This is a genomic window from Sulfurimonas sp. (assembly GCF_018698455.1).
Lineage (GTDB): Bacteria > Campylobacterota > Campylobacteria > Campylobacterales > Sulfurimonadaceae > Sulfurimonas.
Window position 1 is genome coordinate 9,190 of the sequence record NZ_JABIOQ010000074.1, and the last position, 12,384, is coordinate 21,573.

The 12,384-nt window shown below is 34.4% G+C and carries 13 protein-coding genes; 2 read left to right on the forward strand and 11 right to left on the reverse strand.

The features are described from left to right. Positions 1 to 28 precede the first annotated feature (28 nt). Positions 29 to 337 (forward strand): hypothetical protein, encoded by a 309-nt coding sequence (locus HOG88_RS11330; protein WP_295006231.1) that lies wholly within the window; start codon positions 29 to 31, stop codon positions 335 to 337. After that, positions 334 to 1,626: a type II toxin-antitoxin system HipA family toxin gene (locus HOG88_RS11335; protein WP_295006233.1), complete on the forward strand. Its 1,293-nt coding sequence runs from the start codon at positions 334 to 336 to the stop codon at positions 1,624 to 1,626. Before HOG88_RS11330 ends, HOG88_RS11335 begins: the two co-directional genes overlap by 4 nt. On the opposite strand, the gene HOG88_RS11340 is transcribed toward HOG88_RS11335, so the two are convergent. The 11 genes from HOG88_RS11340 to fabZ all read right to left on the reverse strand — a co-directional run bounded on the left by HOG88_RS11340 (position 1,623) and on the right by fabZ (position 12,384). Further along, positions 1,623 to 2,600, reverse strand: coding sequence for a glutathionylspermidine synthase family protein (locus tag HOG88_RS11340; protein WP_295006235.1), 978 nt, complete (start codon positions 2,598 to 2,600; stop codon positions 1,623 to 1,625). The genes HOG88_RS11335 and HOG88_RS11340 overlap by 4 nt on opposite strands. Next, positions 2,581 to 3,135, reverse strand: coding sequence for a hypothetical protein (locus HOG88_RS11345; RefSeq protein ID WP_295006237.1), 555 nt, complete (start codon positions 3,133 to 3,135; stop codon positions 2,581 to 2,583). Before HOG88_RS11345 ends, HOG88_RS11340 begins: the two co-directional genes overlap by 20 nt. Further along, positions 3,136 to 3,582, reverse strand: coding sequence for a hypothetical protein (locus HOG88_RS11350; RefSeq protein WP_295006239.1), 447 nt, complete (start codon positions 3,580 to 3,582; stop codon positions 3,136 to 3,138). Continuing rightward, positions 3,579 to 4,052: a hypothetical protein gene (locus HOG88_RS11355; protein WP_295006241.1), complete on the reverse strand. Its 474-nt coding sequence runs from the start codon at positions 4,050 to 4,052 to the stop codon at positions 3,579 to 3,581. Before HOG88_RS11355 ends, HOG88_RS11350 begins: the two co-directional genes overlap by 4 nt. Continuing rightward, positions 4,013 to 7,270: a carbamoyl-phosphate synthase large subunit gene (gene carB, locus HOG88_RS11360; RefSeq protein ID WP_295006243.1), complete on the reverse strand. Its 3,258-nt coding sequence runs from the start codon at positions 7,268 to 7,270 to the stop codon at positions 4,013 to 4,015. Before carB ends, HOG88_RS11355 begins: the two co-directional genes overlap by 40 nt. 85 nt (positions 7,271 to 7,355) lie before the next feature. Then, positions 7,356 to 8,102 (reverse strand): MipA/OmpV family protein, encoded by a 747-nt coding sequence (locus HOG88_RS11365; RefSeq protein ID WP_295006245.1) that lies wholly within the window; start codon positions 8,100 to 8,102, stop codon positions 7,356 to 7,358. Next, a complete protein-coding gene (mreC, locus tag HOG88_RS11370; protein WP_295006247.1) occupies positions 8,099 to 8,860 on the reverse strand; it encodes a rod shape-determining protein MreC in 762 nt (253 codons plus the stop codon). Before mreC ends, HOG88_RS11365 begins: the two co-directional genes overlap by 4 nt. Continuing rightward, the gene (locus HOG88_RS11375) at positions 8,853 to 9,890 is read right to left on the reverse strand and encodes a rod shape-determining protein (protein WP_295006248.1); all 1,038 of its coding nucleotides are present in this window, start codon (positions 9,888 to 9,890) and stop codon (positions 8,853 to 8,855) included. Before HOG88_RS11375 ends, mreC begins: the two co-directional genes overlap by 8 nt. Before the next feature lie 9 nt (positions 9,891 to 9,899). Then, positions 9,900 to 11,141, reverse strand: coding sequence for an ATP-dependent Clp protease ATP-binding subunit ClpX (gene clpX / locus HOG88_RS11380; protein WP_295006250.1), 1,242 nt, complete (start codon positions 11,139 to 11,141; stop codon positions 9,900 to 9,902). Next, positions 11,131 to 11,928, reverse strand: a complete 798-nt coding sequence (lpxA, locus tag HOG88_RS11385) for an acyl-ACP--UDP-N-acetylglucosamine O-acyltransferase (RefSeq protein WP_295006252.1) — start codon at positions 11,926 to 11,928, stop codon at positions 11,131 to 11,133. The genes clpX and lpxA overlap by 11 nt, the downstream gene beginning before the upstream one ends. Positions 11,929 to 11,937: 9 nt before the next feature. After that, positions 11,938 to 12,384, reverse strand: a complete 447-nt coding sequence (fabZ, locus tag HOG88_RS11390) for a 3-hydroxyacyl-ACP dehydratase FabZ (RefSeq protein ID WP_295006254.1) — start codon at positions 12,382 to 12,384, stop codon at positions 11,938 to 11,940.

A 12,384-nucleotide genomic window follows, 5' to 3' on the forward strand; every position in this document is an offset into this window, starting at 1 on the left:
GCTTATAAAACTTATTATAGGAAGTTTTATGATTGAATTGCAGACACCATCCGAAATAATAGATAGATTAGCTGAAAATATAGAAAAGCAAAGAATTAAAAAAAGGATGAAGCAATCAGAATTATGTAAAAATGCAGAAGTTCCACTTTCCACATACCAAAATTTTATATATGAAAAGAAGGTAAATATAATCAATCTGATTAAGATTATGTATACTCTGAGAATGTGGGATAACCTTGAAGGCTTAACTAAATATGAAGAAGTAACGAGCATTGAAGAGATGAAACTTATGCATAAAAACAAGAGACTTCCAAAAAGAGTGAAGGATAAAAAGTGAAACAGCAAGATTTACTCGAAGTTGAAGCTTTTATATATGGAATGAAAATTGGAACCATGATTATGCATCATAATCGAATTTATTTTGAGTATGATAAAGTATTTATTACAAAAGATATTGAGATATCTCCTTTAAAATTAAATACAAAATATATTGATATACCGTATACTAATAAAGAGAGCTTTGAAATATATCAGGGAATGCCAGGTGTATTTTTTGACTCCTTACCAGATAAGCATGGTATGCCTTTTATATACAGATACTTTGAACAAAAAGGTTTTTCAGTAGGAGATGTAACACTACTACATAAATTAACATTTATTGCAGATCGTGGACTTGGAGCAATAGAATATAAACCAAAACAAAAGCAAAAAATCAGACAAATAGAAGATGTTATTTCTGTGAAAAGCCTACATGAAGATATGAGAAAAATCTTAGAAAAAGATCAACATAATTATTCTATAGACATGCTTATGAACATTATAGATAGTGCATCACCTGTAGGTGGAGCAAGACCAAAAATGCTGATATCATATAATAAAGACACAAAACAGATTAAATATAATAATAAAACACTCAACAATGGTTACGTAAGAGCTATAATAAAATTTGATGAAGTTTACCCAGATGAAGATTTAATAGATAGAAGTATTGATCTCACAAAATTAGAGTATATCTATATGTGCATGGCTAAAGAGTGTGCCATAGATACATCAATTATACACTTGCATGTAGAAGATACTCAGAATCATTTAGTAATAGAACGATTCGATAGAGATAATCAAGATAATAAAATTCATATTTGTAGTGCTTCTGGCCTTATGCATAAAGATATTAGTGTAGCAAATGTTATGTCATATGAAGAACTTTTTGCATTTACGAATAAAATATGCAGCAAGCAAGCAGATGTGAAAGAATTATATAAAAGAATGATTTTTAATGCACTATCTTTTAATGTTGATGATCATGCTAAAAACTTTGAATTTATGATGAATAAATATGGAGACTGGAGCCTTTCTCCTGCTTTTGATATTACATATTCCAAGGGTGTAGTAAGAGCACACATAACAAGTATAAATGGAAAAAATGAAGACTTTGTAATTGATGACTTTTTGAGTATTGCTAAAAAAAATCTAATAAGTGAAAAAGAAGCATTGAAAATTATAGACACCGTATCTAACAAACTTCTTGAGTTTGGACAAAGAGCAAGAAAACTTAATATTGATGAAAATACAATTCACGAGTGTGAAGAAAATATAAAACAACAAAGAAGTCTTCTGAAACCCTAGCTTATAACATGAGCTTCAAATTTACTTATGTTATCCATAGTCTCTGACTCATTACTAAAACTAAGTCCACAAGCCTCATAAGCGAAAAACACTTTTGCTTTTCTTTTAGACTCTTGCGTTTCTTGATATATCTTTTTGAAGTTTGAGTACTCTGGACCTTCTCCAAAAACTGTTTTTTCTATACTTCCCTCAAACTCTTCAAATGATGTCTTAAGAAGATATGGTGAGTCTGGATATAAATCTTGAAGTACTTTCATCATTCCACGAGATTCAAAGAGTGCTGTGTATGCAGGATTGATTATGATGGCTTGTTGATTATTGATGATATTAGTTATGTCAGTTAGAAGTTCACCCTCATCAGTTGCCATATCTAACCAAGAGTAGTTTTTACACCAGTACTCATAACTTTCACCATTTTCATCATGTATACCATCTTCATTAAATTCCACTTCATGCAGATAAGAAAAACTACAGCTAAACCCAGCGTCTTCAGCCATCTGTTGCAGTAGTCTTGAGTCTCTTTCTTTAGTTTCATCATCGCTAGGAGATGAAAAAAGAATCTTCCAGCCATCATATCTTTCATCAAAGTTCTCAACTCCATCATCAAGGGTTAGAAGTCTTTTAAAATTTTTGCTGATACTTGCATATATGTCATTAAACTGTGAGTCTTCAAGCTGTTCTTGTGATGCATCATAGAGACCACTAGGCGTGTCAGCTTCAAATCCAAGAAGTTTTATGGGTTGCTTATCTATACCGCCACTAAGAAGAAATGCACCATAAACATGCCAGTGAACATCATTTTCCCAACTTTTTTTAATGGCATCGACAAGATTAAAAGGTATACCCAGGTCGAAAAAAAGCTCATTTTCTATGACATGCTCAGCAGCTTCTACATACATGTCATAAAGTTCATTGACTGAGTGGTAGTAAGTATCAGCCTCTTTTTGAGAGAGCTTAACCACCGAAAAATCCACCTGATCTTTTAGCTGATGTTTTTGAACTTCCACCGAAAAAGCTTTTTCTAGAAGATTTTGAAGCAGCAGAACGGCTATATGGACTTTTATTTGAAGCAGCGGAGTTTCTTCTAAAACTCTTGTTATTCATAAGAGAGTTTCCTATCATATTTCCAAGGAGTGAACCAGCAGCTACCGCTAGTATGGTTCCCCCTAAACCCATTCCTGCGCTACCACTATTTTCTCTCGTTGTTTCAGAACTTCCATTTTGTACTTTCTGGTACTCTTGCTCGGCAAGAGCTTTCATTTCTGCTTCATTCATGAAACGCTCTACTGTGTTTCCATTGACATCTTTTTCACGGATAATGGCACGAGATGGACCATCTGTAGGCATCTCTTCAACTACTATGTATTTTCCACTTGTTTGTTGTTCTATGACTAAAAAACGGTTTTTTTGTTCTTCTTGTGGTGCTTCACAACCAGTAAGTGCACTCATCATTAAAGCACTAGTAGTCCCCAGTGTTATAGCACTTGTAGTTTTAAATATATTTTTCATTTAGTATTTTCCTATTATTTTATTTTTATCTATATGGAGTACTTTTTTTATGTTTTTGTCGTAAAAGAGTACTTCTGTTCGTGAAGTGTAAATGATGTCTCCCGTATAAGTGTACTTTTTTGTTTGTAAAGAGACATTACTTGTTTTGAACATACCCTCACCAAGAGCTTTACCAACAGGAGGTATAAGTGTTGTAAAAGAGAGTAGAAATAGTGGTATCATTACAATTAAACTTAGTTTATTACTTCTATATATTACTAAGTAACCTAAAAATATACTAAGAGAAAAAAAGAGAAATGCATTTTGATTATCAGCAAATAAAACATTGTAGTATTCGTCTATATTTAAAGCATCTATATAATTAGTTTTTAACCCTAGAAAAATAAAAAAATCCATAAAAAATGTAAAAAACATACCAGTGAGTAAGGCTTGAACTATTTTGGTCATCGTAACCTCTTTATCTTTTTTTTGTTAATTTTAAAAAGTGATGATGAGGAACTCTCTTTAAAGGAATTCTTATCTTCTATTATTATATCAGCTTTTTGTTCACAAAAATCTCTTTGAAATGATTTGCCACTTTCATTTGCGGATGTTGAGTGATTCCACCTGAGGTTTCTTAATATAGAAGAATTTAAATGACCAGCTACAACTCTAAACGCAGAATCTTTGACAATAAATGTTGTTTTAGTAGAACGACGAACTCGAGACTTAAAAGAGGAGGGGATTCTTAACTTATGAGACTGTAAATCTTTAAACCTTTGATATACTTTTATGAAAGGCTTAGATGTATCACGTGACTTTACTTCATAAAGTTTTTGTGCATCTTGTGATAAAAAACCGACAGTAGTGTCGGTTTGAGCTAGTATAACTTGTGTGTCTATACTAAAAAGTCTTGAAGTGCTGTTGATTTTGACCATGATTCATCTTTCATCTCATCAAGAGCAAGTATTAAAGCTCTTGCTGCACTAAGTGTTGTAAAGTATGGGATTGAACGACGAAGAACCTCTTGACGGATAACTACAGCATCCTTTTTAGATGTGTTGTTATCAGAAGTATTAATAGCCATTACAATTTCATCATTTTTCATACTATCTTCTATATTAGGACGGCCTTCAGATATCTTAAGAACTCTCTCGCATGCAATACCTGCGTTTGCTAATATTTCTTGAGTGCCTTTAGTTGCAACTAGCTTAAAACCATGCTTTACTAAACCAGAACCAATCTCAGCAGCATGTTCTTTATCTGTATCTACAAAAGATAAGAAACAAGTTCCTCCAGTTGGGATTTTATTTCCAGCACTAAGTTGTGCTTTTGCAAAAGATACACCGAAGTTTTTACTTATACCCATAACTTCACCAGTTGATTTCATCTCAGGGCTTAGTACTAAGTCTGCACCATAGAGTTTATGGAAAGGAAAAACAGCTTCTTTTACTGAAACATGACCTTTGAGTTTTGGACGACGAAGACCATTCACTTCTTCTACTATGTCATACTTATCGTAGTACTCGAGTGAACTCACAAGAGTCTCTCCCATCATAACCCGAGTTGCAACTTTCGCAAGTGGCATACCAGTAGCCTTAGACACAAATGGAACAGTTCTTGAAGCACGAGGATTTACCTCTATAAGATAAACCTCATCTTTATAAATTGCATACTGAACATTCATAAGTCCAACTACGCCAAGACCAAGAGCGATGGTTTTAGTTTGTTGTTCGACTTTTTCTATCATCTCCTGACTTAGGTTCATAGGAGGAAGAGAACATGCTGAGTCACCAGAATGAATTCCAGCCTCTTCAATGTGTTGCATAACTGAACCGATATAAACTTCTTTACCATCACTAATACAATCAACATCAAGCTCTATTGCTTGGTCAAGGAATTTGTCAACAAGAACAGGTGCTTCATTTGAAACGCTAATTGCAAGTGTCATATATTCATTTAACTCATCTTCAGAGTAAACGATTTTCATTCCACGTCCACCAAGAACGAAAGAAGGACGAACAAGAACAGGATAACCGAGCCTCGCAGCTATTGGTGCTGCTTCTTCTTTTTTACGAGCAAGACCGTTTTCTGGTTGTTTAAGTCCATGTTTGATTACGAAGTTAGAAAATTGCTCTCTGTCCTCTGCTAAATCAATAACCGCTGAAGTCGTTCCAGAAATTTTTGCACCTATTTTTGTAAGGGCATCTGCTAGCTTGAGTGGTGTTTGTCCACCAAAGTGAACAATAATTCCATCTGGTTGTTCATTTTCTATAACTTCACGAACATGCTCAAAGTCAATAGGTTCAAAATAAAGAACATCAGAAGTGTCGTAGTCAGTAGAAACTGTCTCAGGATTACAGTTATACATAATAGTCTCTATATCCATCTCTTTAAGTGCATACGCAGCATGAACACAACAGTAATCAAACTCAATACCTTGACCAATACGGTTAGGTCCACCACCAAGAATTAGAACTTTTCTTTTATCACTTACACGATTTTTTACATTTGGAAGTTTAGTGATGTTTGTTGTTGAGTAAAGATATGGAGTAAGAGCTTCAAACTCAGCAGAACAAGTGTCTACTTCATTGTATTCAAGAGAAACACCGAGTTTTTTTCTTGCAGTATAAACTTTATTTTCATCTGTTTGACATGCTGAGTTTTTAGCGATAAGCTCTGCGATGCGTTTGTCTGAAAAACCATCAACTTTTACAGTTCTCATAAAGTTCTCGTCTAAAAGAATTTTATCTGTTATAGTAGCTTCAGTTTCTATAAGTTCACTGAGTTGGTAAAGGAACCATTTGTCTATTTTACAAGTAGCATACATCTCATCTATACTCATACCACGACGAAAACCTTCAGCAACATAAAGCATTCTATCTGCATTGGGACGACGGATTTCATGTTTGATAAAGTCCATGTCTCCATCCATCTCATTAAAACCACATAAATCAGTTTCTAAAGAACATAATGCTTTTTGCATAGACTCTTTAAATGTACGACCTATTGCCATAACTTCACCAACTGACTTCATAGAAGTACTTAAAGTGCTTACAGCTTCAGGAAATTTTTCAAATGTAAAACGTGGGATTTTTGTAACAACATAATCTATTACTGGCTCAAAAGACGCAGGAGTTCCCGTTATGTCATTTGTAACTTCATCAAGTGTGTAACCAACTGCAAGAAGAGTAGCAACTTTTGCGATTGGATAACCAGTCGCTTTTGATGCTAAGGCAGATGAACGTGAAACACGAGGATTCATCTCAATGACAATCATTCTTCCTGTATCTGGACAGATAGAAAACTGAACATTTGAACCACCTGTATCAACACCGATTTCTCTTAAAATATCAAAAGAAGCATTACGCATTCTTTGGTACTCTTTATCTGTAAGTGTAAGGGCAGGGGCTACAGTTATAGAATCACCTGTATGTACACCCATTGGATCAAAGTTTTCAATTGTACAAACGATGATACAGTTATCTGCTTTATCACGGATAACTTCCATCTCATACTCTTTCCAACCAAGCATAGATTCCATGATTTCGATTTCATTTACAGGAGAAGCAGATATGCCTTCTTCTGCGAGTTTTTTAAACTCTTCCATATTGTATGCTACACCTGAACCACCACCAGCAAGTGTAAAAGAAGCTCTAGATATTACAGGGAAACCAATCTCTTTAACTATAGATATAGCTTCTTCAACACTATATGCATTTTTACTTTTTGGTAAATCCATCCCGATTTTTTCCATAGCTGCATTAAACGCTGAACGATCTTCACCTTTATGGATAGCTTCCGGAGACGCACCTAGAAATTGTATACCCTCAAGCATACCTTTTTCATACATACTCGTTGCAACATTAAGTGCAGTCTGTCCACCCATAGTTGGAAGTATTGCATCTACATTTTCATCTTTAATGATTTTAGCAATAATCTCTTCTTTGATTGGTTCGATGTAAGTTCTATCTGCAAATTCGGGGTCAGTCATAATAGTTGCAGGATTTGAGTTTATAAGAACAACACGATAGCCTTGTTCTTTAAGTGTTTTAACTGCTTGAGTACCAGAGTAGTCAAATTCACAAGCTTGACCGATTACAATCGGACCAGAACCTATAAGTAAAATAGTGTTAATGTCGGTACGTTTTGGCATTCTTGACCTTTAGAAATAATGTTTAAAAAATTTAGAAATTATAGCTAAAGGGCACTTAATATTTGATGAGTTTTCACTCTTTTATTTAATATTGGAAAGTATATATAAGTGAGACTAATCCTGAGTAGATAAACTGCTCATTTACAATGGGACTATCGTAAGCACTCTTTGGCAGCATTCTTGCATTTATATTTACTAATGTGTCAAGGGAATCTGTGATTTCATAGTTGATATAACTTTGTGCAGTGAGTTGTATTCCCGCTGTTGGATTGTAAGCTAATCTTGTTGGAGTTTCTTCACTATTTTTAACTCCATAGTAGTAATTTACAAAACTTTTTGATAAGTATGAAATACCAACACTTGGATAAAAAGAAAATTTATTGACTTTATACTCATCACCCAAAGTAGCCTCTACAACCAAAGAATCATTTCGTGAGAGTACATCTGTAAGTGCTGTTATCTCCATATAAGTAGTTTTATAAGAAGCACTAAACGCAAGACCACCTTCTATAGAGCTCTCTCGTTTATCCATTCCTGTTAAAGTTTTTGAACCTTCTGCAGCATATCCATATGTTCTAGGCTGTGCAGTTAAAGAAAATCCCCAAGAGATATCTTTTCCCTTGTTACCAAGAAAATAAACACCATAACGTGTCCAACGAATATAGAGGAGAGAGTTGTCAAAAAAGATAACCGGAGTTGGAAGAATCATAGTTGATACATCTATATATGGTTGTGTTTGAACATATAATCCCAAACCCATGGTGACATCTTGTTTTTCTTCTTCTGCGTTTAAAGTAAAAAACAGTAGAGTCGCAATTAATAAATATTTCACTTAATACTCCTTATCATATGAAAATAATTTGGTTCCTCTGCTTTATAATAGAGTTCTACTATAGCATTTTGGTAACCTTGAGAAGATGTGATTGATAGAATCTTCCCGACTTTTAGACCTTTAATAAAGATATTGTCAAGTCCTGATGTAGAAACTTCATCTCCAACCTTTATGTCAAACCATGCAGGTATAAAGTTTACAACAATGTTTTCTTGGTTATTACCATGTGCTATTCCCGGTGCATTAAAGCTTCCAACATGAACAGAATAAGCACTTTTTATATCTCTACTTAAAAGAGCAAGTGGTTTGTCATTATAAGGGATGACTATTCCGGCCACTAACTCTTTATAGACTAGTCCATAAATTTTAGAAGAATTATACTCAGGAACATCTAACCAAAGGCGATTAAAATTGCCAAACTTTTCATAAGAAATTGTTCTTACAAGGACTACTTCTGGATTTGTTGTAAAATCTGATTTATTCTCTGAGTACAAATCATGTATTTCAGAGGCTAGTTGCTGCATTACAAGGTGGTTATTTTCAAATTTTTGGAGTTGATAATTTAATGCTTCTATTCTATCTGCTTGAAAAGTGTGTTTTTGAATATTATTGTCTATTAAAGTTGTTATATTATGATAAGAAGTTTTTATGTAATTTAAAGATGAAACTATGGGTGATTGTAATGTACTGTTATAGTATATTGCACCCACAAAGAGTGCAACAATTACGAGAAAGTAGGAAAAGAACTCTTTATTCATTGTCAAAAAGTTCTTGTAATAAGTCTATCTCCTCAAGGGCACGGCCAGTTCCTCTTGCAACAGCAAGAAGAGGTTCGTCTGCAACAAAAACAGGAATACGCACAATTGCTGATAGATATTTGTCAAGTTGGCGAATAAGTGCTCCACCACCAGTCAAAATAATTCCGTTGTTTACAATGTCTCCAGCCAAGTCAGGCGGCATTCTCTCTAACACATCACGTAGTGCTTCTGCTATTTCTACTAGTGGTTCTTTCATCGCATCTCTAGCATCTTCACTTGTAAGTTCTACGGAACTAAGAAGTCCTTCAACTTGGTCACGACCATTTACTATCATAGTTAAGTTTTCTTCAAGTGCAACGGCAGTTCCGATATTTATTTTAATATCTTCGGCTACTCTTTCGCCTATAAGAAGGTTGTATTTTTTTCTAACATAGTTGATAATACCTTGGTCTATTTTGTCTCCAGCTGTACGAATACTTTTTGAAAGTACAAGTCCACCAAGTGAAACAACACCAATTTCAGTAGTACCACCACCAATATCAACTACTAAGTTTCCTTGTGGTTCTCTAATGTCTACACCAGCACCAATTGCAGCTGCCATAGGCTCTTCAATAAGAAAAACTTCACGTGCTCCGGCTGATAGTGCTGATTCTCGAACAGCCTTACGCTCAACTTGAGTAAGACCATAAGGAACACAGATGATGATACGAGGAGAGATTAATGAGCTACGACCATGAGCTTTTTCAATAAACTTTCTAATCATTTTTTCTGTCATATCAAAGTCGGCTATTACCCCATCACGCATAGGACGAATAGCTCTAATATTTCCTGGTGTTTTACCAACCATTTCTTTAGCTTCATGTCCAACAGCCAAAACTCTCTGTTGTCCATATTTTTCAGTTTTTACAGCAACAACAGATGGCTCATTAATAATAATTCCACGGCCCTTTGCTATTACAATTGTATTAGCTGTTCCTAAATCTATAGAAAGATCATTTGAAAAGAGTCCTACTATTTTGTTAAATATCATCGGGTTTCCTTAGGCTGTTTTTTTTGTAGATTTTTTTATGTAAACGGGTTTTTCACCATCTTCTATAACTTCTTTAGTAATAAGCACTTCATAGCCTGCATACTCTGGAAGTTCATACATAATATCTATCATATTTTCTTCTAAAATTGCACGAAGTCCACGAGCTCCAGTTTTACGTTTGATAGATTTAGCGGCAATAGCTTTGAGTGCATCATCTTCAAAGTTTAACTCAACATCATCAATTAAAAAAAGTTTTTGGTACTGTTTAATAAGTGAATTCTTTGGTTCTGTTAGTATTCGAACCATATCTTCTTCATTAATGTCACTCAGTGAAGCGATGATAGGTAAACGACCAACTAGCTCTGGAATTAATCCATAAGAAACTAAGTCATCTGGCTCAACCATATCATATGTAGGTTGTTGTTCATCTTTTGATTTTTTATCATGACCAAAACCTAAAATATTTTGACCTTGTTTACGTTTTAGTATTTCTTGAAGACCATCAAAAGCTCCACCACATATAAAAAGTATATTTGTAGTGTCTATTACAGTAAAGTCTTGGTTTGGATGTTTACGTCCACCTTTTGGTGGAATGTTTACAGATGAACCTTCAATTATTTTAAGAAGTGCTTGTTGTACACCCTCACCACTTACATCACGAGTTATAGAACGGTTTTCACTCATACGAGAAACTTTATCTACTTCATCAAGGAAAATAATTCCTTTTTGTGCACGTTCAACATCCCCATCCGCTGCTTGAATAAGCTTAGTAAGTATGTTTTCAACATCTTCACCAACATAGCCAGCTTCAGTTAAACTTGTTGCATCTGCAATAGCAATAGGAACATTTAAAACACGAGCAATTGTTTGTGCCATAAGTGTTTTTCCTGATCCTGTTGGACCTATAAGAAGTACATTTGATTTTGCTATTTCTGTGTCATCATCTGTTTTTATATTTTTAAAAATACGTTTGTAATGGTTATAAACAGCTACACTCACTAGTTTTCTAGCTCTTTCTTGACCTATTACATAGTCACCGAGAAAGCTATTTAATTCTTTAGGACTCATTAGTATATTTACAGCACTTAGTAGTTCTTCATCTTGTTCACTTACTGTTTCAGTAGAGTCTCCAAACATAATTTTATATGCTGAAACAACACAGTTCTTACAGATATAAACACCATTTCCTGCGATTAGTGGATTTCGTTCACTCTCTTGAGCATCACAAAAACTACAGTTTCTATTTGTCATCTTGTTTTTTCCTTTCAAATGGAATTCCACGTTTTGTTTTTAAAACAAAATCACAGAGATCCTTTACATAATAGTTTTTTATTTCTTCAAGTAATCTATTTGCCGTATCTTTAAGTGGTTGGCCAGACTCAAATAGGTCTCGATAAGCACTTTTTAGTGCATTAATGTCATCTCTCTCAAGATGGCGCCTAAGCCCTGTAAGGTTCAGACCTCTAAGAAGAGCTCTATTTCCCTCTGCCATACAAAATGGAGGGACATCTTGTGCTAATGCTGATGCACCACCAACCATAGCATAGTCACCAATATGGATAAATTGGTGAATTGGTGTCATCCCACCAATTACAACATAATCACCAAGTTCAACATGTCCAGCTAAAGTTGCTGCGTTTGCTAGTATACAATGGTTTCCGATAATTACATCATGTCCTAAGTGAACATACCCCATGAAAAGGTTGTGATTACCAACAATAGTTTTACCACCGCCACCTTTAGTCCCGGGATTAAAAAGAGTGAATTCACGGATAGTGTTATTATCACCAATTATAAGCTCTACGTCTTCACCATCAAATTTTAAATCTTGAGGAATAGAACCTAAAACAGAATGAGAAAATATTTTGTTATTTTTTCCAATAGTTGTTTTTCCATAGATGCATGAATTCTGTGCTACAGTAGTTCCTTCACCTATTGTTGTTTGTGATGAAATAAAGCAAAAAGCTCCAATTGCTACATTTTCACCAATAATGGCACCATCTTCAATAACAGCAAATTCAGATATTTTTTGACTCATCGTATACTACTACTTATCAACAATCATAGCTTTGAGTTCAGCTTCTGATACTAACTTTGCATCAACATAAGCTTCACCTTTAAGAACCCAAATAGTACCTTTGTTCTTTAGAACAGAGATTTTGTATTCTAATTTATCACCTGGTTTAACAGGGGAACGAAATTTTGCTTTATCAATGCTCATAAAATAAACAACTTTTCCTGCTGCTTCTTCTTTTGTCATTTCCATACTTTGGAATGCAAGAAGACCACCAGCTTGTGCCATACCTTCAAGTATCATTACACCAGGGTAAATAGGGTGACCCGGAAAATGTCCTTGAAAAATATTTTCACTAATAGATACATTTTTAAATGCATGTAAAGTTTCATTTTTTACAATTTCTGTTACACGGTCTACAAGTAAAAAGGGGTATCTGTGAGGTAAAACCTCTTGTATTTCAACAACGTCCATAACCAT